General features: G+C 49.8%; 19 protein-coding genes. 11 read left to right on the plus strand and 8 right to left on the minus strand.

Annotated elements, in window-relative coordinates:
• Positions 1 to 22 precede the first annotated feature (22 nt).
• The gene (locus tag JW881_03720) at positions 23 to 1,729 is read left to right on the plus strand and encodes a hypothetical protein (protein MBN1696602.1); all 1,707 of its coding nucleotides are present in this window, start codon (positions 23 to 25) and stop codon (positions 1,727 to 1,729) included.
• Positions 1,730 to 1,860: 131 nt separating this feature from the next.
• Here the strand turns inward: JW881_03720 and JW881_03725 are convergent, their stop codons facing one another.
• The 5 genes from JW881_03725 to JW881_03745 form a co-directional block, all read right to left on the minus strand.
• Complete coding sequence (locus JW881_03725) at positions 1,861 to 3,441, minus strand: DUF445 family protein (protein ID MBN1696603.1); 1,581 nt, start codon at positions 3,439 to 3,441, stop codon at positions 1,861 to 1,863.
• Between the two features lie 102 nt (positions 3,442 to 3,543).
• Positions 3,544 to 3,936, minus strand: a complete 393-nt coding sequence (locus JW881_03730) for an SH3 domain-containing protein (GenBank protein ID MBN1696604.1) — start codon at positions 3,934 to 3,936, stop codon at positions 3,544 to 3,546.
• Positions 3,937 to 3,942: 6 nt separating this feature from the next.
• On the minus strand, positions 3,943 to 5,628 hold the full coding sequence (locus JW881_03735; protein MBN1696605.1) for a hypothetical protein: 1,686 nt from the start codon (positions 5,626 to 5,628) through the stop codon (positions 3,943 to 3,945).
• A gap of 222 nt (positions 5,629 to 5,850) precedes the next feature.
• Positions 5,851 to 7,839: an excinuclease ABC subunit B gene (gene uvrB, locus JW881_03740; protein ID MBN1696606.1), complete on the minus strand. Its 1,989-nt coding sequence runs from the start codon at positions 7,837 to 7,839 to the stop codon at positions 5,851 to 5,853.
• A 37-nt stretch (positions 7,840 to 7,876) separates the two neighbouring features.
• On the minus strand, positions 7,877 to 9,118 hold the full coding sequence (locus JW881_03745; protein ID MBN1696607.1) for a trypsin-like peptidase domain-containing protein: 1,242 nt from the start codon (positions 9,116 to 9,118) through the stop codon (positions 7,877 to 7,879).
• A 320-nt stretch (positions 9,119 to 9,438) separates the two neighbouring features.
• Here JW881_03745 and JW881_03750 point away from each other — a divergent pair, with 320 nt between their 5' ends.
• From JW881_03750 to JW881_03765, 4 genes are all read left to right on the plus strand, one after another.
• Entirely contained in the window at positions 9,439 to 11,985 is a 2,547-nt protein-coding gene (locus JW881_03750; GenBank protein MBN1696608.1) for a glycosyltransferase family 39 protein, read from the plus strand.
• The gene (locus JW881_03755; GenBank protein MBN1696609.1) at positions 11,982 to 12,419 is read left to right on the plus strand and encodes a GtrA family protein; all 438 of its coding nucleotides are present in this window, start codon (positions 11,982 to 11,984) and stop codon (positions 12,417 to 12,419) included. The genes JW881_03750 and JW881_03755 overlap by 4 nt, the downstream gene beginning before the upstream one ends.
• A 147-nt stretch (positions 12,420 to 12,566) precedes the next feature.
• A complete protein-coding gene (locus JW881_03760) occupies positions 12,567 to 13,103 on the plus strand; it encodes a DUF308 domain-containing protein (protein ID MBN1696610.1) in 537 nt (178 codons plus the stop codon).
• 71 nt (positions 13,104 to 13,174) lie between these two features.
• Positions 13,175 to 13,837, plus strand: coding sequence for a BON domain-containing protein (locus JW881_03765; protein ID MBN1696611.1), 663 nt, complete (start codon positions 13,175 to 13,177; stop codon positions 13,835 to 13,837).
• Between the two features lie 131 nt (positions 13,838 to 13,968).
• Here JW881_03765 and JW881_03770 read toward each other — a convergent pair whose 3' ends face one another.
• Complete coding sequence (locus tag JW881_03770) at positions 13,969 to 14,289, minus strand: hypothetical protein (GenBank protein ID MBN1696612.1); 321 nt, start codon at positions 14,287 to 14,289, stop codon at positions 13,969 to 13,971.
• Between the two features lie 318 nt (positions 14,290 to 14,607).
• On the opposite strand from JW881_03770, the gene JW881_03775 reads away from it, so the two are divergent.
• A complete protein-coding gene (locus JW881_03775; GenBank protein MBN1696613.1) occupies positions 14,608 to 15,387 on the plus strand; it encodes an ABC transporter ATP-binding protein in 780 nt (259 codons plus the stop codon).
• 54 nt (positions 15,388 to 15,441) lie between these two features.
• Positions 15,442 to 15,843, plus strand: coding sequence for a cyclic nucleotide-binding domain-containing protein (locus tag JW881_03780; protein ID MBN1696614.1), 402 nt, complete (start codon positions 15,442 to 15,444; stop codon positions 15,841 to 15,843).
• 18 nt (positions 15,844 to 15,861) lie between these two features.
• Here JW881_03780 and JW881_03785 read toward each other — a convergent pair whose 3' ends face one another.
• Positions 15,862 to 18,237, minus strand: coding sequence for a hypothetical protein (locus tag JW881_03785; GenBank protein MBN1696615.1), 2,376 nt, complete (start codon positions 18,235 to 18,237; stop codon positions 15,862 to 15,864).
• A gap of 52 nt (positions 18,238 to 18,289) precedes the next feature.
• Positions 18,290 to 19,006 carry a protein-L-isoaspartate(D-aspartate) O-methyltransferase gene (locus JW881_03790; protein MBN1696616.1) on the minus strand — a complete coding sequence of 239 codons (717 nt, stop codon included), beginning with the start codon at positions 19,004 to 19,006 and terminating at the stop codon, positions 18,290 to 18,292.
• Positions 19,007 to 19,385: 379 nt separating this feature from the next.
• Here JW881_03790 and JW881_03795 point away from each other — a divergent pair, with 379 nt between their 5' ends.
• The 4 genes from JW881_03795 to JW881_03810 form a co-directional block, all read left to right on the plus strand.
• On the plus strand, positions 19,386 to 20,384 hold the full coding sequence (locus JW881_03795) for a response regulator (protein MBN1696617.1): 999 nt from the start codon (positions 19,386 to 19,388) through the stop codon (positions 20,382 to 20,384).
• A gap of 17 nt (positions 20,385 to 20,401) precedes the next feature.
• Positions 20,402 to 20,908 carry an NADH-quinone oxidoreductase subunit NuoE gene (gene nuoE, locus JW881_03800; protein ID MBN1696618.1) on the plus strand — a complete coding sequence of 169 codons (507 nt, stop codon included), beginning with the start codon at positions 20,402 to 20,404 and terminating at the stop codon, positions 20,906 to 20,908.
• Between the two features lie 5 nt (positions 20,909 to 20,913).
• Positions 20,914 to 22,677 carry an NADH-quinone oxidoreductase subunit NuoF gene (gene nuoF / locus JW881_03805; GenBank protein MBN1696619.1) on the plus strand — a complete coding sequence of 588 codons (1,764 nt, stop codon included), beginning with the start codon at positions 20,914 to 20,916 and terminating at the stop codon, positions 22,675 to 22,677.
• A gap of 17 nt (positions 22,678 to 22,694) precedes the next feature.
• Positions 22,695 to 24,719, plus strand: a 2,025-nt coding sequence (locus tag JW881_03810; GenBank protein MBN1696620.1) for an FAD-dependent oxidoreductase, incomplete at its 3' end; no start/stop codon positions are given.

Consider the following 24,719-nt stretch of genomic DNA (forward strand, 5'->3'; position numbering starts at 1 on the left):
AGGAGCCAAAACCATAGATCGTATGGAAGCGAGTTCATTATTTGACAAACTTGTCCTCGATCTCAGTTCCCAGGAAAGACGGGATCTGCTCGAAAAAATACAGGGCGTGAAGAATGTTTCGGTGGAACCCCTTTTGACCGAAACCTTTGAACAGGAAGAGACCAATTTCGATAATGAATACGACAAGCTGAGTTTGTTCCGGAAAATAATTCTGTTCATTCTCTCCCTTTTTACCGGAAAGAAACGCCGGGTGCTCGTCGAAGAGTATCTGCTAAAAAAATTGCGGGATCGTATTTATACGAGACATCCTGGACTTGTCGATTTTTCCCGAAAGGTATTGCTCAAGGGATTCAGGGACGAAATTGAAAGCCTGAGCCGTGCCATTTCGATATTCAAGGAACCCCTTCACCGGGTCATGAGTACGGATCGCGGCAGTTTTTTTGCGTTTCTCATCAGTATGGAGCTCGAGTTTATTCAGCAGCGAATAATCGAGGAGACGGATCCGGTCAATATCTATGATTCACAGCATTTCACCGAGGTCGCGGAAGTAAGGGGGGAGATGGAGCGGCGCTTCAGCCATATCCTTGATTCGATTTCTCCCGAAGACAGAACACGGATATATCAGTATGCGCTTTCCCTCGATTATTTCAACCAGTTGTGCGGTTTCAACTTCGACGATATCGTGATGCAGTTCGACAACAACCGGTTCGGGGGCAGGGGCGCTTTGGGTTTTATGATCGCAAAGAACAAACTCATGAAACTTTCCGACATTCTTCAGAGTGTCGGCTATCCGCCGCCTTCGGATGCCCTGAAAGCGGTGTTCCTGTTTCATTACCACAGCATGATCGACGATCCTGATTTCAACATGCAGAAACGGCTCGAACAGTCGCTCGAAGAGGCGGATAACGGGTTCAACTATGTGCGGAGATTCAACAACAAGGTTCCCGTGGCCGACATCGTCAAATGTATCCTCAAAAATTATAATTACAGACCGCAAAAGATAAAGGGGGGCGAAGACTGGTTTGTTCTTTTTAAAAACTACTGGCAAAACCGCTTTGACGCCATGTTCAGGACGTTTTACAAGGAGAAAAAGGTCAGGGTATTGATCGAACAGGTCCACTATTTCCTCGAAGCGGATTTCGTTTCGGAACCGCAATATTACAACCAAAATCTTTCCTATGAAAATCTGGGAATAAAATATTACCTCTCCGTCATATTCATCAAGAATTTTTATGAGCGGCTTTTTCTCCAGAAGATCAACAGGTATATGAAAGTACTCCTTATCAATGGAAATTTTTTCAAAAAGGAAAACAGAAGTGACTTTACCGACGCGTTTAACGGTATGAATGTCGGTTATGAAATGATAGGTGCCCTGGACAAGGATGTGTCTCCGGCCGGTGAATCGGGAGCCAGGCTCGAACAACTGAACTCGGAAGTAATCAAATCGAAAGAGGTGAGAAAAAGGGCTGAAAATCTGTTCAAGAGTATCGACGCGCGGGCAAAAAAAATAGTCGAGGACGGCATCAACTGTTTCACCATTATGATCAATGTGCTTGACGGCATCCTTTACGGTAAAATCGGCGGGAAATACGATACGATATCGAATCTCAAAAGCATCGGGGGGCGGGAAAATAACGACCTTATCGCCGCATGGCGCAGTTCGATCAATTACTTTACGAAAGGACTTCAGCTTCTCAAGGATATCTATCAACTCGAAAGCAGGGGGTAGCGGACGCGGCCTTTATGTCGATCCGCTTGAGCGGTTTTTGTGCAAACAAGCACGTATATTTAATCCGGACTGTTGCAGGGAAAACCGCATTGACCCTGACGACGGCCTGACGGAAGGCGTTATTCACAAGCTCAGCCGGCAAACCTGAATATGATCTGAATCATACCGATCAACGCCCCCAGGATCGCGCCGAACACGTTTATCCATTTGAGTTGTTTGGCGATCACCATGAGGATGAGTTTTTCGACCTCCGAGACATCAAGCGCGTCGATCTTGTTCACCACGATGGTCTTGATATCCAGGCTCGAAAGGAGATCCGGCAGCTTTTCGTCAAGAAGGCCGATGAGGTTGTCGAAAATGAAACGGTCCAGCGCAGCTTTTGTCTCCGCATCGAGATCCAGTATCTCGGCCAGCGGGCGGTCTTCCATGCTTTGCAACAGCGAGGTGATGAGTTTCACCACCACCTGCGACAATACCTCCGCCGTTTCGGGCCGCGTGAGTGTTTTTGTGACGAATGATTGTATTGCCAGAACGATATCCTCTTCACTGACAGCCAGCTGTTTTTCCAGTATTTCCTTTATTGTTTTATCCTTTTGTCCGTCGATGAATGAAGTGATATTGGAGGCGATGAACGCCTCCGTTTTTCCGCTTTTCAGAATGGAGAAGAGGTTTTCCGCCACGAGCCGTATCTTCGCATTGATATCGATTGATTCCGAATAGAAAAGATCGAACACACCCTGTTTGAGCCATCTGTGCATTCCCTTCTTCGAGGATTCGATAAAATGAGTCTGATTGACGGGATCCTTTGCGGCTTCCTCGATATAATTGAGCGCATCGTCGATGATTTCGGGCATTTTTTCCGCCAGGGTCTTGTCGTACTGGGCGACGGACACGACGATCTGCTGAAAGATATTGAGTTTTTTAAAAATTTCCTTGAGAAGTTCCCTTCCCTGTGTTTCAAGGTCCTTTTTCGTATATTCGGAACGCAGCCAGATAAACAGAGAGGCAAGCAGATCGGGAAGAAAAAGCCTGAAACTCGTAACGGCGGCATCGACCAGATCCGCTGGAATAATATCTTTCAGAGGGGTGTTTTTTGCAAGCTGGTTGTTCGTCCATTCGGTGATTTCCTGAAGCAGCCATGCCCGTAATTTTTCACCGGTTAAAAAAGGAAGGAGGTAAGCGGTGGTTATCGCTTTTATATCGATTTTTTCCGTGACGGCGGAGAATTTCCGGCCGGTAAACGACCGGACGAAATCTCCCGTCATGGAAGCGATCCCCTCTCCGACCTTTCCCGAAGAGAAGAAGGAATGAAGGGCCCCCGAAAGAAACGACTCGATATAATCGTAGACCACGGCGAATTTTCTGCTTTTGAGAATAGCGACGGGGGAGTCAAGGATATGTTCCGTCAAATTCGAGATATTGAGGTAAAGGCTTTCACGGAATGCCTGGTTTGCGATATGGTTTCTGAGCGCCTCCGTGGTGAGAAGATTTCTGGAAACCATGTTCCCGATACTGTCCGCAAGCTGATGCCGCTGTTTCGGGATGATACCGGGTGTGAACGGTATCCTGATGCCGAACACCCGCTTTTCATGCAGCGGCCGGAAAAGCATTTTTATCGCCACCATATTGGTCACATAGCCGATAATCGCCCCGAGAAGGGGGGGGAGGATCCATGGAAGAAGCCGGATGATGGTGTCGGTGAATGCCGTCATGCGTTCGCTTCCCCCTGCCGGATCGTTTTTTTTCGGTTTTTACGGCAGGCGGAAAAAGGAAAAAAGGGATTTCGTCCTTTCCACCCCTTTTTGTCCCGCCTTTTACAAAAGGTCCTGGGCATAGGTTCCGGCATCTTTTTGGGAATTGAATATGACCATATACGCACCGAATACCCACCCGCGGTCCCCGTCAAAGGTGATGTGGTACCAGTAGTCGGTCTTGTCTTCAATAACGGATTTTTCCTCTGTTTTGGATATTATTTCCACGATCATCCCCCGCGGAATTCCCGTCAGCATCCGGGCCTGTTTTGACGGGCGTTCCCGCAGCCTGAGAAAATTACTCGTCACCACACCCCATGTGGTACGTGAGGAAAGCACCGACGTGGGGGGGAGGGTGATCGTTTCCACTTCCGCCTCCCTTCCGCAGGACAGACCGCACAGGGTTATACACGTGAAGACAAGAAAATAAAGCATGGATTTGTGCATAATCTTCATTACCCCTTATTTAACCGTTACACGCGCACTGATGCCGCGTTTGTTTCCGATCGGATCCGTATTTGCATCCGTCAGGTCCTTGACCGTCACGCTGATCGTCGCGGTGCCCGTCCCGACGGCCGTCCAGTTGAGTCTGAGGAGGTAGAGATCCTCACCCGGCCCCTTTCCCGACGTATCGAATCCACCTATAACAAGCCTGCCCGGCGTGAGATTGACGGCGGCGACGAATCCCTGGGGTCCCGCTTCCACTCCCTTGTTGCCGACTCCGGTATTGACATTGAGGATGCCGGAATCGAATCCGATTTCAATTCCATATGCCGCGATTTTCTGATTCCCGCTGTTCACGTGCACTTCGTTCGAAAACCTGGCCCCCATACTGACGGAACCCGATGCCGGTTCGATCCAGACTTCTCCGGTGCCGGGCGCCGCGGGGGCGGGAGCGGATGTCGCTTTGGGACTGGGAGAAGGGGAAGGTGTATCCGTCGGCGTCGGAGAAGGTGTCGCCGTCGCGGTAACAACGGGAGGCGCCGTGGGCGCATCGGTATACACGGGTTCCTCATAATACGCGTCTGTCCGGCGGGGAGGGCCGGTCGGCGCGTCCGTCTTTCCGGCGTTGCCCGGGCCGGGCGGCTGCGTCGAATAATTATCTTCATATGGCGGTTGATCGTCGTTACCGTATTCATCATAATCCCGGTAATCGTCGTCATTCCGCGCGATATACTCATCTCCGGCATTCTCTTCCCATACCCCTTCCCCGTCATTGCCGGGCTGATTGTCGCCGCCGTATTGATTGTCATACCCTGATTGGCTTTGGTAATCGCCCTGATTGCCGTTTGCAATCAGGGCTTCTTTCGTGTCCGCGATCCCGACCACCCCTTCGATGCTGAATGGTTTTTCGAACAACGCCTTTTTTTTGCTTTTCACCTCGATCAGACCGATTTTGAGCGTCGAAACGCCCGGTTTGAGGGCGATGAAGTGAATGGAAAGCAGATGTACGTCCGGAAGCGGCCCGATGCCGTTCCCGGACGTCCCTTCGACGGTCAGGTATCCTTCCTCTTTTGCATCCACCGATAAGGAAAAATCCCCGATCCCCATCGTGATACCCTTCTCCCCTTTCCCGGCATCGGGTTTCATCAATTCTTTCGGATAGGAAACAATAATGTCAAAGGAAGTCAGTTTTTCGCTTCCGGTATTGAGATGCAATGCGGTTGAAAAGGAGTCGTTCTTTTCCGCAATGAGATAGTTCGGCTCGAGCCACGCATGCTTCCCGCTTTTTTCCGCCGCCGGAAGCCGGAGAGAAATTCCCGTTTTTTCCGGCTTTTTTACAATACCCGTTCCGGTAGGTTCAGGTTTCGGCTTTTCTTCGACGGGAGGTTTCAGGACGATTTCCTTCAGAACGATGTTGACGACGACTTCATTCGAATAGATGGATCGTTTTTTATCCTTGAAGGCAAACGCCCTGTATGCATATGTGGTGATGTCGTCCGTTATTGCCGTATCTTCGTAGTCCCGTTCGGATTTGCCGCGAGAAACGATCTCCCGGAATCCCTCCGTTTCATCGGTTTTTTTTTCGATGATAAAACCTTCGATATCGTCTTCTTTTCCTTCCCATTTCCAGCTTAACCGTATGGTATTGTCTTTTGTAAATAGGGCGGAAAGGTTATACGGAAAATTGAGGTTTTGCGGATTCACATCCTTTGTGGGACAGGTAAAAAGCAGCAAAAGGAGTGTAAAAAAAAAAGGAGGATTGTGGGGAGTGTTACGACAACGATTTTTTTTGGATCGATTTCCATGATTTTTAGTCCAGTATGTTCTCGATATTGAAATATACTGATCTATTATATCACGATTTCCCCAATCATGTCCAGTGCCATGAAAGGGTTTTTCGTTTTCTGTCCGCGGCCGCCGCGGACCTCAGACATTCATTTCCTTAATTCGTTTTATCTCGTCCCTTACAACGGCAGCGCGCTCGAACTCGAGATTTTTCGCATACTTAAGCATTTCCGCCTCCAGGGTTTTTATCAGTTCCGCTTTTTGTTTTGGAATGACGAGATTGTAACTCTGTTTTATGAGGTCGATACTCATTTTTTCGTCCCTCTTTTTCTCCTCTTCCTTGCGAAGGAGGATATCCTGGATCGATTTTGATATGGTTCTTGGAGTGATATTGTGTTTCCGGTTGTATTCCAGCTGGACCGTTCGTCTCCGTTGCGTTTCATCGATTGCCGTTTTCATGGCATCCGATACCTTGTCCGCGTACATGATGACCCTCCCGTTGATATTCCGGGCGGCCCGTCCGATGGTCTGGATGAGGGAAGTCGCGGAACGGAGAAACCCGATTTTCTCCGCGTCGAGAATCGCGATAAGCGACACTTCCGGAATATCGAGTCCTTCCCTGAGAAGGTTGATGCCGACCACCACGTCGAAATCTCCGGTTCTCAGCGCCTTTATGATGCGGACGCGTTCGAATGTGTCGATCTCGGAATGGAGGTAGCTTACCTTGAGACCGAGTTCGGAAAGGTAGGCAGAGAGGTCTTCCGCCATTTTTTTCGTCAGGGTGGTGACGAGGGTTCTCTCGTTTTTTCCGATTTGTTTCCTGATTTCCGCGTAGAGGTCGTCGATCTGGCCCTCCGTCGGCCTCACCTCGACTTCGGGATCGAGAAGGCCGGTGGGACGGATAATCTGCTCGACAATGGCCGCCGATTTTTCGAGTTCTTCCGCACCCGGTGTCGCCGATACATAAATGACCTTGTTGAGAAGGCTTTCCACCTCTCTCGCCATAAGGGGCCGGTTGTCGAGCGCGGAAGGAAGCCTGAATCCGTATCTGACGAGTGAGAGTTTACGCGACCGGTCCCCCTCATACATTCCCCGGATCTGCGGAATCGTGACATGCGATTCATCGATAAAGGCGAGAAAATTATCCGGGAAGAAATCGATAAGGACGGCGGGACGTTCCCCCTCCTTTCTGCCGCTTAAGTGCCGTGAATAATTCTCGATACCCGAGCAGTATCCCATTTCGGTCAGCATTTCGAGGTCGTATTCGGTACGGGATTTTAGCCGCTCCGCTTCGAGTTGTTTTCCTTCGGCAATAAGTTCTTCGTATCGGTCCTTCAATTCCAGCCGTATCGCCTCGAGTGCGTGATGAACGCGTTCTTCGGGCATGACAAAGTATTTGGCCGGATAAATGACGCAAAAATCGCGTTCTTCAATGGTTTCCCCCGTGAGGGGGTCGATCGTGCGAATACGCTCCACTTCATCGAACGACAATTCGATCCTGATCGCTTTCAGCGAATAGGAGGGATATACTTCAAGGACGTCTCCCCGAACCCTGAATTTCGACCGCTCCAATACCGAATCGTTTCTTGTGTACTGGAGTGCTACCAGGTGTCTGAGAAGATCGCGCAGATCGATGGACGAACCCTTTTCGATTCGCAGGCGCATCTCCCTGTAGTCGGACGGGTTGCCGATACCATAGATACAGGATACCGTTGCCACGATAATGACGTCCTGCCGTTCGAGAAGTGACGCCGTGGCGGAAAGTCTCAGCCTGTCGATTTCATCGTTTATCGAAGCGTCTTTCGCTATATAAAGGTCTTTTCCCGGAACATACGCTTCCGGCTGATAATAGTCATAGTAGGATACAAAGTATTCCACCGCGTTTTCGGGGAAAAAATCCTTGAACTCACGGTAGAGCTGCGCGGCGAGGGTCTTGTTATGGGAGATGACGAGGGTGGGAAGCTGCGTCGCTTCGATTATTTTCGCCATGGTAAAGGTTTTTCCCGAACCTGTAACCCCTTTCAGGGTCTGAAACCGTGTATGTTCCTTCACCTTTTCGGATAATTTACGAATCGCCTCTCCCTGGTCTCCGGCGGGAGAAAATTTGGATATGACCCTGAACTTTTTCATCCGCTTTATTCTACACTTTTTTACGGATATTGTCAGACTACCAGCTGTATTTTTTCGGCCGTTCCGATAATATAATGGAAAATGATTTATATGAAGCGCCGCGCAATACCGTTACCGGCACGCTTTCACCCGGCTTGTTGTCTTCGAGGGCGCTGTAGAGATCGGTAAGGTCCTTTACCGACATGCCGTCTATGTCAACGATAATGTCGCCGCCGAGATAGATAATGCTTCTGCCGTAACGTACCGGTGTGGTTCCGCCTTTTATCCCCGCCTTTTCCGCATTCCCGCCCTTGATTGTCTGAGATACCAGGATGCCGTGATCGATTTTGTATCCCGCGTATCGGACCAGTGTGGGGAAAAGCTGTACCGGAACGATTTCAATCCAACCCCTTTTAACCTTGCCGTAGGTAATGAGATCGGGAATAACGCGCCGTGCCGTATCAACGGGAACGGCGAAACCGATACCCACCGAACCCCCGGAAGGTGAGACGATCATCGTATTCACCCCTATCATCTTGCCGTGTGAATTGAGTAGCGGCCCCCCCGAGTTACCGGGATTTATGGATGCATCCGTTTGAATCGTTTCCTTGATAATCAGTCCAGAATCCGTTTTCAGCGGCCTTCCCAAAGCGGAAATGATACCCTCGGTCATCGTTCGCTGGAGTCCGAAAGGATTTCCGATAGCGAGGACCTTTTGACCGACGGCAAGATTATCCGATTCCCCGAAAGGGATCGTCGTCAGTTTCTTGCCGCCCGGATCGAATTTCAGGACCGCGAGGTCGTTTTCGGGATCGACACCAAGAACGGTTCCGGTATATTCTGAACCGTCCGCCAGTGTTATACTCAGGCTGTCGGCGTCTTCGACGACATGGTAATTGGTGAGGACCCGTCCTTCCTGGTCGATGATCGAACCGGACCCCGAGCCGCCTTCCTGCGGAACTGGTTCCAGAAACCAGTTGTAGCTGTAGATGATGGTCGTGATATTGACCACAGCATGATTCAAACGCCTGTATACGTCGATATTTTCATGCTCCGATTCGGAAAGCAGATCGTCCGTTTCAGAGGCCGACAATGAATCATATAATACCGGTGTTGCATCATTATTATAATATTCGTCGTGTGATGATGATGTTTTTTCGTCCTGATAAGCGGCGCCGGGAGTGTGCCGGTTTGCCCCTCCCGGCATGGCGATAAGAAAGAAAATGCCGGCAAGTGATACGGTCAGAAGTGAACTGATGACGGAATAAAAAACGAGCTGACGTTTTGAGTACAACTTCATGAAAGCCTCCTCTCTTACCTTCGTGTGGATGTTTTCGCACCCGGCCGCCCATGTATGAAAAATAGCCATCTTCGTGAAAAGTATCAAGATGAAAATGGAAAAAAATCGGAGTTCCCGGACGGCCGAAATATGACCTTGTCATCGTTTCCGTTTTCCGGAATCATCCGTGCGGGCATTGCGAAAGTTGATAAATTTATATTGAATTTTTTCGAAACGAATATTATTGTGTACTATAATCCCGGTGAAAAATCCTTTTCGATAATATGAGAAGCGTGATTTACATTAACAAATGACGTCCGGGGGGAGGCATTGATCCAACGATGAAAATGAAAGCGGTATTCTTTCTGATTGCCATATCCGTCTTGTTTGCGGGCTGCGGGGGTGTGGTCGTAGACGAGTCCGTCAATCTTGTTGAGAACGGAAACTTCGAAGAGGGCGGGGTGACGCTCCCTCTGAGGTGGATGAAGGATGTCTACGATATCAACCACCGGACGGTAAACATTTTTATTGACGATGAGGGGGCCTACTCGGGAAGCCACTGTGTGGTCGTCGAAAATATAACCGCAGCAGACGCACGGATTATCCAGGACATCGGTGTCCGTCCCAATACCGTTTATCGGTTTTCATGCCGGATAAAAGCGCAGGGTGTTCCTCCCGGCCACCATGGCGGACATCTTTCCGTCATGGGAAACGGTGTATACGCATCGTCTGGTCCCTTCCGCGATACCGGCGGTAAATGGGAGGAGGCGGTGTTTTTCGGCCGTACGGGCCCGTACCAAAACCAAATCGTTCTGGCATGCCGGGTGGGAAACTATGGTGAGGAAAGTATCGGCCGGGTTTACTTCGACGATGTGGCCATTCATGCCGTTAAAGGCACGCCGATGGGTGTGGAGGTATTCAACCTTTATGCCGATTACAAAGCCGCACAACAACAAGAGCACATCCCCTTGAGCGTTCAGGAAGCGCGCAAGAAAACAAACGCCCTCTTCTGGATCGTCCTTTTTTCAATCCTGTTTATTCTGCTTTTTATCCCGGTCTACTACTTTTTTATCAGGGAAGACAGGCTGCGTCTTTCCGAAAAGAAAACGAAACTGGTCGTGTTTTTTATCGTACTTATGGTCGCCGCATTGCTTCTCAGGGTCATTATAGGTTACGCGATAGAAGGACAGGAAGGTGACCTTTCATGCTTCAAGGGATGGGGAAACCACGCGGCCGCGAAGCCCTGGCCCGACTATTATGATTATTTCAGCGCCTATCATAACAACCTGCACCTGTTCGACGTCGATGATACGGGCCGCGCCGGTCTCGATGCCGGAACCGTGCCCGAAAAACTCAAAACGGCCTTCGAAAAGCACGGCCATCCCCTGTCGGATGATGTGGCGGTCACGACGAACAGTGCAGGGATGGAATGGGCGATAAAGGATAACGTAAACAACAAGCGTTTTATCGTTGAACGAAACGGCTCGGTATTGAGTGTCAATGGAAGGGCGGATTACTGGTGCGACTATCCCCCCGTCTACGTGATGATCCTTGCCCTCCTCGCCTTTTTACAGCACCTGTTTCATGCCGGAAGCCAGTTGTATACGCTTCTTATAAAACTCCCGAACATCATATCGGACATGATCTGCTGTTATCTTATCTATATCCTTGCCCGTCGCCGCCTCAATGAAACAGCTGCGGTGGCGCTCTCCATCCTCTACGCATTCAATCCGGCTATCGTCATCAATGCGTCGATCTGGGGCCAGGCCGACGCCATCTACACACTTCTGGCTCTCCTCGTGGTGATTTTCATTCTCGACAATAAATACTGGCTTGCCGCAGTCATCCTGGGCATCGCCCTGCTCATAAAGATACAGACCGCCTTTGTGATGTTTGCCGGAATATATGCCCTGATCGAAAAAAGAAGCGTAAAAACGGGTATCGTCACCGTGGGGGCCGGACTGGGGGCGTTCTTTCTTTTCACGCTTCCTTTCGGCATCAAACTTCCCTTTGAATGGATTTTCGTCCAGCTGTACGGCACCCTCACGGGGTATCCCTACGCATCGGTCAACGCCTATAACTTTTTTTCCATGATCGGCGCGAACTGGGTGAAATCGAACCGGCCGCTTCCGTTTATCGCTATTTCCGCAGACTGGTTCGGGATTATCGCGGGGTACCTCTTTCTGGTGTTTACGATTTTCGTCTACTTCTGGTCAAAGGATAAATCGAAGAATTTTTATGTCAGCTGCCTCATCATGAGCGTCATTTTCATGTTCATCCCCGGCATGCACGAACGCTATCTTTATGCGACGATTCTCTTTTCACTCATGACCTATGTGTATTCAAGGGACAGGCGCTTTCTCTTTCTCTTTGCCGCCCTCTCGATATCGGTATACGTAAACGTCTACCATATTCTCGATGTCTTTATCGTCCATTATCTTTCCAGGGTGGATCCCTATTATCCAATGGAACCCCTGAAGCATCCGGTCATGGTGATCACCTCGATCGCCAACCTCCTCATCATCGCGTATATGGTCAAGGTGGGGGTCGATGTTTACATTCGAAATGCACGAGCTACAGACAGAAAAGCGAAATTTGTGAGTCTGCCGGAAACGGGCGACAGGGGTGAAGCTGACGGGGTAAAAAAAGTGGGAAAGAAAATGCCGGTATTGAGTCCGAATCGTATACCGCTTTTTGCGGCCGGGCTTGCGAGTGTGGTTATTTTCCCCGTAGGGCTTTACCCGTGGATTGCGGGGAATAATGAGAAGAAACACTATCCGGATGACAGACTGGTCAGGGCGGGGGTACTTCTCGGGAAAAGCGTCTTCATTCTCTGGATTCTCGGGGGGATATTATATTTGGGCATGAAAGCGGTCGGTGCCGTATGAGTGATAAAGCGGAAGGGCCGACGGGCGGAATAGCGGCCGTTATCGAAAAATACGGAAAAGGTATCGTCCAGTTCGTCAAGTTCAATGCCGTCGGGATTATCAACACGGCTATCACCTTTTTGGTCTTTACGCTGTTGAACAAACTGATCGGACTCGATAAATTCATAGCCGAACCCTCAGGATATGTTTGCGGACTCATCAACAGCTATTTTCTCAACAAAATCTGGACATTCGGGAAAAAACATCACTACCGTCTGTCGGAAGCACTGAAGTTTATCATTGTCAATGCATTCGCCCTTGGAGGGACACTTTTAATCCTTCATGTGGCCGAAGATATCCTCTCGATCGATGTGCTCTGGGGAAAACTCATGGCCTACTGCTACAGTGTTCCGGTCAATTATATCGGTTTCAAATACTGGGTGTTCAGGACATAGGATTCCATTTCCCGGGGACCGGTACTACAATCCTCCGGCCCCGATGTACCCCGTCCATTCAACACGGAAACAGATCAATAAAATAAAGAAAGTTCCCATTTTACCGAGCTCGAAATGTTCTTACAATAAATTTATAAAGGAGGAAACATGAATATATTATACAGGCATTTATTCCGGTCCAATCTTGCAAGCGGTATGCTGGTGACGATTATGGGTATTCTGTTTCTCTTTTTACCGGGGATCTCATTCATTGCAATTATTTTTGCATTTGCCTTTTACCTGATTCTGGCAAGCATCATTCAGATAATCGTCATGTATCAATATTCCAGAAAGGGAAAGATGATATGGCTGCCGGTCGTCAAAGGTTTTGCGGGCTTTGCCCTGGGTATCGTTACATTGTTGATTCCCCGTATAACATCAATCGTGTTTCTTTATTTAATCGCGATATGGTTTCTCTATACGGGGGTGATGGAGATAATGATATTCATTCAGTATCGGAAAGAAATCAGGTATTCCGTGACAATGATTGCGGTCGGTATCATATCGGTGCTGTTTGCCGTCGCGCTGATGTTGTTTCCCGGAACGGGGGTGTATGCGGTCGCGTGGATCATCGGGGTCGCCTCTTTTGTGTGGGGAGGCATGTATTTCTTTCAGGCATATGATTTTTATAAATTATCCGGATAATTTATGCGGGTTCGCCGGAAGATGAATGGATTTTTTGATTTGGATTGATATTTTTTAAAAGGAGTTGTTTTGTGTCGAGAACAAAAGAAAAAATAAAAAAGGATATCGTCGATCATCTTTATTGGGATTCGAGGGTCGACTCATCCGATATCAAAGTGGTTGTCGATGACAATGATGTCGTTCTGGAAGGGAATGTCACGTCTTTTTCCGCGCTGACCGCAGTAGAGGAGGACGCGAAAGAAGTGGCGGGGCTGAAACATGTGAGAAATTATATTACCGTCAAATTCCCCGACAGTATCACCCTTCCCTCCGACAGTGAAATGGAGACAATAATAACCAATATGCTCAGGTGGAATTCGGACATTGACGCCGGCAAGATAAAGGTTTCGGTGACGGGGGGCAAAGCGACACTTGAAGGGAATGTCAACTCATACTGGAAGAAGATCAAAGCCGCCCGGCTGGCGGGCTCAGTATTCGGAGTCATTGACGTCGATAACAAGATTTCGATTGTTCCGAATGAAGACGCTATCGATGAAATGGTGGCAAACAATATCGTACAGGCATTCACGCGAAACTCATTAATCGATCCCGCGACGATTGATGTCAAGGTGGCGGACGGTATCGTTACCCTGACCGGGACGGTTCCGCATCTATCGGCTTATGAAAAGGCCGAAAGCATCGTCTATTTTACCCAGGGTGTATTGTTTTTACATAATAATCTTGCGATAGTCTGATCCGGTTCTTGTCCTTTGATAACGGAACGTCCCCCTTCACCGGGGCGTCCTGCCTGCGTCAGAGCGCCCCGGTCTTTTAAAGCGCTGGGTGCTGCATACATAACGGAGGCATTCGCACAACGACGATAATATTATTTTTTGTCTGAATCGTCCGAATGAAAATATTTCGAATCCAAAGCCGATGTGGCTTTTTTCAGTTCCTCCTGCAGGGATTTAATGCCGGCCTCCGTCCCCGCTTTCAGTGTTTCCCATGTCGAGGCCCCCGCCTTCTTTATTTCTTCGAGCTTTTCAGCGGCGGCATCCCGCTTTTCCTTGAGTTTTTCAAGTCCTCCGCCGGCCATGTTTCCGGCATTTTTCGCCGCAGACGAAACCCTGGACTGGACCTCGTTTACCGCGTTGTTCAATTCATCGAATTGTTTTTTTAGTGCGTCATACATTTCATCTTTGTTCATAAAACATACACTCCTTTCTTAACCAAATGTATCCGGATATTGCGTTTTTGTAGACTGGATGGTTCCGTATAATATTGATCTTTTTCTTTTTTGTTTACATTTTGTTGCCGTTGTAGACAGAATCACGTAAAGTGTCTATGGTAAATGGCGGTTGGGGTGCTTGCTTTCCGCCGTCCAATACCATATACTTGTAACTCACGACAGGTTTTTTTCATCGGCATGAGGAGACCGGGCCGTGAATGGAATAACGGGGTATACGGCAGGAGAGAACGGGATTGCCGCATTTTCCTTGACTATGACGAAGCAGGATACATAACTATGGAAGATATTGTTTTTGAGAATATTACCTTTTCATATCCGGAAACGGAACGCCCGGTTTTCGGTAATTTCTCTCACGCATTTCCCCGTGGTGTCATTTCTCTGGTCGGGCAGAACGGAACGGGGAAATCCACCCTCCTGCTTCTTGCGGGTGCGGTTTTACTGCCGCAGCAGGGCAGGGTCATGGTGTGCGGCCGGGATTCCCGAACCCTTAAGGAAGAGAGGGAACGGCACCGTTATGTTTCGTTTATTTACCAGAACATGGAGTTCGAAACCGAAGAGGTAATCGGGGACCTTTTTTCGTTTGTCTTTCACAATGGGTTTATCGAAGGAAAAGACGAAACGATAATAAAAAGCCTTGTCGATGTATTCGAACTCGAACATGTGCTGAACAAAAAGACACAGGAAGTAAGCAAGGGCGAATTGCAGCGTACGATTTTGGCGTTCAGTCTTCTTTACGGTTCACGTATCATTATGATGGATGAACCGATTTTTGCCATGGAAAACTATCAGAAAGTGCGGACAATGGATTTTATTACTTCGTATGCCAAAAAGGAAGGAATCAGTGTCTATTATTCGGTGCACGAACTCGATATAACGGAAAAGTATTCGGATTATATGCTGCTTTTTTTTAAAAGCGGAATAATGAAGTTCGGTCCGACGAAAGAAGTCTTCTCGATAAAGAATCTGGAAGAAGCGTATGAGGCGCCTTATGTTATGTTGAAGAAAAAGGAGGCTTTTTTCCGGAGTTATCTCATGTCAAAGAAAACAGGCAATTGAGGTTGTTTTCCAACCTCAATGACGTATAATACTGAGAGGCGGAGGTGCCGGTATATGGAAAAAAAGAAATTCAAAAAAGGCGAGCTTATCTGCAAGGAAGGCTCGCCGGGTCAGGAAATGTACGTTATTCTGGAAGGCAAAGTCAATGTGTTCAAAACGGTAAATGCGGAAAAAATCTATCTTTCCACCCTGGAGCGTAATGATTTTTTCGGAGAAATACGGCTGCTTCTCGGTTTCCCGCGAACCGCTTCGGTCGAGGCGGCGGAAGATACGGAAGTAATCGTGATCAAGCGGGAGAACCTGCTTGAAAAAATCCAGAAGAATCCAAAATTCGCGGTCCAGATGCTTACGGTCATGGCGCAACGGCTTACCGAAGCACACTCGATTATCAGCAATCTCGAAGGAATGAAGCGAAGCCTCGAAATCATGTATAAATCAGGGAAAAAGGAAGCGTAACATTTTTAATGTATCGGGTCATACCGGCTTTTTTTTGATGTCCGTCATCACAAAGGCAAACAGGGTTATGCCGTAGGCGATTCCGGCACAGATAAAGAGGGTGTCGATACCGGCACCCATGGCCGTGGGAACGGCAATGATCGAAGAGAGAACCGAAGCGCTTCCGTTTGCGGCCCAGCCGTATACCCTGCCCATGGGATGGTCGGTGATAAGCCGCATGCCGACGGGGAAAGGTACGCCCATGAATATCGAGACCGGAAGGATGAGAACTCCCATGCAGCAATACCTGAAAAACGGGTGAAGACCGATTATAAAACGGTTTATATGGTTTATGAGGACGAACAGAATCAAAACAATGCCGATAAGCACGACAAGCAGAAGACGGAGGGTTTTCCGCTCGACACGGGAGGAAAGAAATCCGCCGATACCGGAAAAAACCAGTACAAGACAAAGAACAAAACTGAATGCAAGGACGGACTCCCCTGTCAGAAACGTATATGTCTTTATAAAGGCCATTTCGATAAACATAAATCCCGCACCGACACCCAGAAAATACAGAAGCGGGAGGGGCCTGTATGCATATCTTTTTTTCGGGACAATGACGACCGGGAGAACGAGAAGAAAAAAACCGATAAAGAGTGCGGTGAAGAACACAACCCAGACGATCAGTTCGCCGGAAAGCAAAATGGCGTAGGAACGTTCGCCGGTGCTATCGTACAGATCGAAGATTCTGTCCCACCTGATAAAATTGCTTTGAAAGGGCTTATTGTCCGTTGAGGGAGATACGGAGAGGTAATAGTTGCCGAAAAAGCAGGCCATCGCCTTTTTACCGCCAAGCAGGTTGTGTAACGTTATGGTGTGGGCCCGTGCGGCCGATTTAACGTACCGGTCCGCTTCGGCGGGATCCATGCCGTCGTAAAAGAGGACGTCGAAGTTCATCGAATCGCAAAATGCTTTCATGCGGCCGATTCTCTCTTCGGAAAAAGGAGAAGGGGAAAGGAAAAGCGCATAGATATCCCACGATTTAAGCAGGATTATGTGTTTCAGGGGCGAGGCGATACCCTCGCGTTCGAGGGCTTCGTATGCCGTTGCCGCGACCCGGAGGGAATCCGACGGCGGAATGAGAAGTTTTCTGGCAACGACAAGAATACCATCGGGCTCGAGATGATCGATGTACTGCGTGAAGGCCTCGACGGTAAGAAGGTATTGCTCGTTCAAACTCGCCATGGCGGGAATCGATGTTCCCCAGTCTTCGACCTGTATGATATCATAGGTTTCTTTTACACGTGCAAGGTGCACCCGGCAGCTTTCACCCGCCACCCTGATGCGGCCGGATTTGTAGAAATCGTCAACATAGGCGGCAATCCATGGATGTTCCTCTACAACCGTGATACGGGAAGCCCGCGAACGTAACGCGGAAAGCAGGCCTATCCCGCCTCCGCGCTGTATGACGAGGATGTTCTCCGGCTTCCGGTGCAGGGTATAACCGCAGAATGGAAGCGTGTATGCGGGTAGATCCGGCGGGTCGTCCGGATCGATATCGTAGAGGACGAGTTTTTCGTCTGCGTCCCTGATGACGACGCGTTGTCCGGGCATGGGGAGGCCGTATTTGAGGCTGAGTCCGGGTGCGAAGCGAATCGACGGTGACTCCACCACATCGATCCTGCCGCGGATCGAGTGGTGCGTTTCGACAACACGCGTTCCGGGTTGTTTTAGAAGCTGGGGGAGGGTCTTGTAGGCGGACGGGGCGGCCTCGGTCAAACCACCGCCGTCCCACGTGAGTAAAAAAACCAGAACCACGAAGCAGGCCGAAAACTTAAGGACGGCAGGAAGGGGTTTCATATCGGTATAAAAAAGAAGAAGCACGGGGATAAATGCCGATATGACGATACAGCCGCCCGGTCCGAAAAGAGGGAGAAGAAAAACCGGAAGAATGGCGCCGCACATTGAACCGAGCATGGAGAGGAAATAGACGAACCCCGGCCGTTCGGGATTGCAGACATAGGCGAGTGCGGTGAGGAGTCCGGCGAAGAAGAAGGGGAACGAGAGGAGGAGAAAGGTTAGAATAAGCCGCACCGTCTCGAAGGGATCAAAGGGGAGTCTGAAATAATCCAGCGGTATCGCGTTCGCCGCCAGGTACGATCCGGATGCCGAAAGAAAAAAAAGAAGGACAAACCGGCGAATCCATTTTTTTTCCGCAAAGCCGTGTTCAAAACCGGGACGTCGAAACGAGACGAGATTGAGAAAAATACCGCTTGCCGCAAATCCCATAAGGGCAATGCTGATGACCATAAAGGAGAGGTTGTTCCATTGAGAAATCGAGAAAAACCGCGCAAGCAGTACTTCAAACGAGAGGGATGAAAGAGAAAGCAAAAAAACGGCGGCTAAAAGCATCGTCTGTCTTGTTCATGGCGGGTATAGCGGCGTCCGGTACCGTGATTATTCATCATTCAATCGCCTTTCCCGTCATGGGAACAAAGGCTACCCCGCAGATTTCTTCGATACTATAATCCTCTCCATCTTTCGTCACAAGAACAAGGGTTTGAAAACTGTAAGGGTTCCCCAGCGGAAGAATCATCTTTCCCCCGTCTTTGAGTTGATCGAGAAGCGGGGCCGGAATATGATTCACTGCGGCGGTAATCATGATGGCGTCATACGGCGCGTGTTCCTTCCATCCGAAATATCCGTCCGCAAACATCGTTCTCACGTTCGTAATCCCCACGGCCCCGATTGTTTCGGTCGATTTTTTGTAAAGGGTTTCCTTGATTTCGATCGAATAGACCTCTTCGACGATAAAGGCGAGGATCGAGGCCTGGTAACCTGAACCCGTCCCTATCTCGAGGACCCGTTCGTCTCCTTCGAGCCCGAGCGATTCGGTCATGAGTGCGACGACATACGGCTGGGATATCGTCTGGCCTTCTCCGATGCCGACGGGATGGTCGCCGTAGGCGAGATGCCGGACACCTTCAGGCATGAAGAGGTGGCGGGGAATCGTTTTCATTGCCTGAAGCACACCGGGATCGGTTATATTTCGCGCCATGATCTGGGTTCGTACCATCCGCTCGCGAAGCACTTCGTATTCGGCCGCTTCCTTCCGGCCTTCGGTAAAGAGGGGGGTAACGGACAGAAACCATACGGTGAGAAAAAAAAGGATTTTTTTCATGTCGGCCTCCTGCTGCAGGCATATGGCCGCCGTGAGTGTCCGTCATGTGCCGTCAATCGGGCCGAACGTAATACGGAACGGCAGCCGCTCCCGCATCGAGATAGAACCCGTATGTTCTTTTATCGTTATCAATAATATATACCGTTATAACGGATGTTGCAATAAGGCAATTCCTGCTTCTCGAGGAGAAGAACCTGTATATTTTTTTAACCCGCACTGTTAAATATTTTTACGGTTATTGTTCAGAATTTTTATACCACCCCGCGAATATAAAAAAAAAGATAAGAGCAACCCCGAAAGAACAAATGTGGTGCCTTTTCCGGAACATCGGCCTGGCACACTATTTGCTTTTATACATGAAAAGAAAGGAGAGCCAACAATGCAGAGAAATATTTTACTGGTCGATGACGAAGCGTCATTGAGGACAACCCTTTCATTGGGGCTTATGCAGCACGGCTTTACCCCCATACCCTGTGAAAACGGATTGATGGCACTAAAGAAACTGGAGACCTACATCCGGAACAATATTCCTCCCGATATCATTATCGCCGATATCAGGTTGCCCGATATCGACGGCATCAAACTCGTGAAAATTATCAAATTCAAGTACCCGAATATCCCGGTCATCGTTATTACCGCATACGGGGAGATGGTGAACTCCGAGGAAATCTCCACACTCAATATCAACGCCTTTATGGAGAAACCCTTTACCGCCGACGCACTTTCCGAGGAATGTGAAAAAATTTTCGAACTCGACATCAAAAAGGAAGTACCTCCCGTTCGGGAAGCCGTAAAACCTCAGCCTGTCTGTTCCGCGTACGTTCTCATAAAGGCGAATTCGGGCTGCGACATTATCACACTCTACCAGGACCTGTTCAATCGGGAGAATGTTCTCTATTGCGATGCGACGAGGGGTGAATACGATATTTTTCTCCTGCTGCAGGCGGCGACCCCCCGCGAACTCGAGAAAACGGTCGAGACCCGGATACGCACCCTCGACGGGGTGGAGACAATCGAGTATCTGGGGGTTACCGTTCCCGTGTTGGATTACGCAACGCAAGAAATCCTCCTGAATGCGGAGAAAGCTCTTGCCGCGGAACAGGAGTCGTTCGGGCAGACACGCGACAGGAAACACCGCGTGTGTTCATATCTTCTCGTCGAACTGGAACATGAAAAACTCGATACGATTTACCCGGTTCTCAGGCTGAACGACCGTATTGTGTATTGTGACTGCACAACCGGAGGCTATGACCTGGTATTACTTGTCACTGGCGGCGATTACAATGACATCGACAGAATGGTGAACTCGAGAATTCTTACGATCGACGGGATACTCCGAATCAAGGAACTTCCGGTGGTCAATCTCATGGAAATGTAACCGGAAAGGAATGGAATATGGGACTGAAAAATGAAAGTGTTTTACGGGAAGAGAAGGGAATACATCGGTTTAAAATCGATTTACTCAGAAAAACGAATGAAAGCAGTTCATTGATCCCCCTTTTACAGTCCGCACAGGAATCTTACGGCTACATTCCGGAAGACGCGATTTACTATATCAGCGAACTTGTCGGCATTCCCGCAGCCGACATATACGGGGTGATTACCTTTTACACCCAATTCAGGTTACGGCCCCTGGGGAAATACCTCATCAAGGTCTGTGAAGGGACCGCCTGTCATGTCAACGGCGCGAAGAAAATCGTCAAGGCCATTCACAGCGAACTGGGAATAAACATTGGTGAAACGGACCCGGACGGGTTTTTTTCACTTCAATCAGTCGCGTGTTTAGGTTGTTGTTCGTTGTCACCGGCGATGATGATAGGGGACCGGACATACGGAAGTCTGACGGTGGAGACTGTGCGGAAGATTCTGAAAAACTACAGGGAAGGCGCCATAGAGGAGTGAAAAAAATGAAAGAGATTAAAGTCGGACTCGCGACGTGCGGCATATCCGCCGGGGGTACGGCGGTTTTCAATGAATTCAAACAACAGGTATCGGAAAAAAATCTCCCGGTCTCACTCAGGGAAACGGGGTGCATGGGTATGTGTTATGAGGAGGTGCTGGTAGAGATTATCGAGAACGGTTCCCGGTACCTTTACGGGAGTGTGACGCCGGAAAAGGTAAAACGTATTGTCGCCGAACACATCATCGAAAACAAGCCGGTATCCGAATGGATCGTCCGGGGTCCGGATTCCGGAGAACAAACGGATTTTTTCAGGAAACAGAAACGTATCGTCCTCAGGAACTGCGGCGATATCGATCCCGGTAACATCGACGAATATACCGCACGCGGCGGGTACAATGCGATCCGGATGGTATTGTCGTCATTGAGTCCTGAGGAGGTTATCGGAACAATACTTGACTCCGGACTGAGGGGGAGGGGGGGGGGCGGTTTCCCGACTGGACTGAAGTGGCGGTTCGCTCGTCAGGCCGAAGGCGATAAAAAGTATATTATCTGTAATGCCGACGAGGGGGACCCCGGTGCCTTTATGGACAGAAGCGTTCTCGAAAGCGATCCCCATTCGGTACTCGAAGGGATGATGATCGCCGCTTTTGCGATCGGTGCCGAGAAAGGCTACATTTATGTCCGTGCCGAATACCCAAGGGCGATCGAACGCCTTCGCCGTGCCATTGGTGAGTGCGGGGCCAGGGGCTATCTCGGGTCCCGAATCCTCGGTTCTCCGATGAATCTCGATATCGTCATCAAGGAAGGAGCGGGGGCGTTTGTCTGCGGCGAGGAGACGGCACTCATTGCTTCGATCGAAGGGAAACGGGGGGTTCCCCGGCTCAGGCCGCCATTTCCCGCACAAAGCGGGCTTTTCGGTAAACCGACAAACATCAATAATGTGGAAACATACGCGAATGTCCCGTGGATCGTTGTCAATGGGGCGGAAGCTTTTTCCCGTCTGGGATCGGAAAAAAGCAAGGGAACAAAGGTCTTCGCTCTGGCCGGAAAAATCAAACGAAGCGGACTCGTCGAAGTCCCGATGGGTATCACGATCAACGAGATCGTCTTTGATATCGGCGGCGGAATAAGGGACGGCAAGGCTTTCAAGGCGGTGCAAATGGGCGGTCCGTCGGGCGGGTGCATACCGGCCTCGATGGGCGAACTCAGAATCGATTACGACGAAATTACAAAAACCGGCGCAATCATGGGTTCGGGAGGTATGATCGTGCTTGATGAAACGACCTGCATGGTCGATGTGGCAAGATATTTTCTCACCTTTACCCAGAACGAATCGTGCGGAAAATGCACCTTTTGCAGAATCGGAACAAAGCGGATGCTCGAGATTCTGGAAAGGATAACCTCCGGGGACGGCAAAGAGGAGGACCTCGATATCCTCGAAGACCTGGCGCAAACGATAAAGCGGAGCAGCCTTTGCGGTCTTGGTCAGACCGCGCCGAATCCCGTCCTCACCACACTCCGGTATTTCAGGGACGAGTATATCGCCCATATCAAGGAAAAGAGGTGTCCGGCGCACAGCTGTCCGCACCTGATTACCTACAGGATCGACCCGGAAAAATGTACGGGCTGTACCCTCTGTGTAAAACGGTGTCCATCGGGCGCCATAGCGGGAGAAAAAAAGAAACCGCACACGATTGATCCGGACAAATGCATTAAATGTGAATTGTGTTATGACGCATGCCGCTTTCATGCGGTGATCAAAATATAGCTTAGAAAGGTTTATTGATGAAATCGGTAACAGTAACGATAAACGGAAAAAAAATACCAACGACAGACGATAAAACGATACTTCAGGTCGTGAGAGAACACAATATCGACGATATACCCACACTCTGTCACGACGACAGGCTTGCCCCTTACGGCTCGTGTTTTCTCTGCGTCGTCGAAGTCGAGGGGGTAGGCAGACTGCTGCCTTCATGTTCCACCCCGGTCTCGGACAACATGATAATAACAACTAACAATGGAAAAGTGCGGGAAGCGCGTAAGGCGGCGCTGGCTCTTCTCCTCTCGAATCATTATGCCGATTGTATCGGGCCGTGTAAAGACAGATGTCCGGCAGGTATCGACATCCAGGAATATATCACCTTTTTAAGCAATGGAAACGTCAGGGAAGCGATCAAGGTCATCAAGAAAAGCAATCCCCTTCCGCTTGTCTGCGGGAGGGTGTGTCCGCATGAATGTGAAATCGCGTGCAGGAGAAACCTGGTGGACGAGGCGGTCGCGATCAATCCCCTCAAACGTTATGCGGCGGATACGGACGCCGAAGATCCGTGGACGCCTGTTCCCGAGAAACCGAACGGTAAAAAGGTGGCCGTCATCGGGGGCGGGCCGTCGGGATTGTCATGCGCGTATTACCTTACCCTCAGGGGGTACAAGGTAACGATATTCGATATGATGCCAATGCTTGGGGGGATGCTGCGTTACGGTATTCCCGAATACCGTCTCCCGAAAAAAATTCTCGACCGGGAAATAGGGGAGATAATCGGGCTAGGTATCGATGTCGAGACGGGAAGCGAAATCGGGAAAGGGAAAACGCTCGACGGTCTTTTGAACGACGGTTTCGATGCGGTCTATATCGCAGTCGGTGCCTGGAAACCCGCCAGGCTGAGGCTTGATAAAGAGGATTGTGTTTCCGGGATTATTCCGGGCATCGACTTTCTCAGGGATGTCCAGTGTGAAGGTATCCCGCGGTTCGGCGGCATCGTTGCCGTTGTCGGGGGCGGAAACACGGCGATCGACGCGGCACGGACGGCCCTTCGGTGCGGCGCGGAAGCGGTAAAACTCGTTTACCGGCGTTCGGTGGCAGAGATGCCCGCCCACCATCTCGAAGTCGAAGCGGCGGAGAAAGAGGGGGTCGAATTCCATTTTCTCACCAATCCCGTGAAAATTATGGAAAATGGCAACCAATTACGGGGAATCGAATGTACGAAAATGAAACTCGAAAAAGCGGAAGACGGGAAACGTCCGTCGCCGGTACCTGTCGCCGGCTCGGAGTTTTTTCTCCAATGCGATTACCTGATCAGCGCAATCGGCCAGGGGGTCGATGCCGGGGGGATCAATACCGGCTCGGGATGTTCCCTGGAACCCCGAGGAACCATCAGCGTGAAAAAGGAAACCCTCGAAACATCGAGGCCCGGGGTGTTCGCGGGCGGGGATGCGGTGACCGGCCCCCTGACTGCGGTGAATGCCGTCGCGCAAGGCCGTCAAGCGGCCGAATCGATAGACCGTTACCTGAAGTCCGGAAAAGCGGAAGGGGAAAAAAGTCCGTTCTACAGCCTGAAACATCGCCTCGATACGGTGAGTGAAAACGAATATTCCCACCTCGATAAAAAAAAGCGTTGTTCGCTTCGGGAAACCGATGCGAAAGAACGGATTAAAAATTTCGAAGAAGTGGAGAAAGGGCTTTTAAGAGATGAAGCGATCGGGGAGGCGTCACGGTGCCTTCAGTGCGGGTGCGATTCGACTTTTGAATGTGAACTCAGATTACTCGCGGACAGACTCGGTGTGGATATCGAACAATACAGGGGTGAGGTGAGAAAATTCAGAACCGATTCACTGCATCCCTTCATATCACTCGATCCGAACAAATGCATCAATTGCGGCAGGTGCGTGAGAACCTGTTCGGAGATTCTCGGCGTTGCCGCCCTCGGGTTCGTTTACAGGGGTTTCAAGGCGGTTGTGACCCCTTCAATGGAAAAACCGCTACTGGAGACCTCATGCATCTCGTGCGGAAACTGCATCGACGCGTGC

Source organism: Spirochaetales bacterium (assembly GCA_016930085.1).
Taxonomy (GTDB): domain Bacteria; phylum Spirochaetota; class Spirochaetia; order SZUA-6; family JAFGRV01; genus JAFGHO01.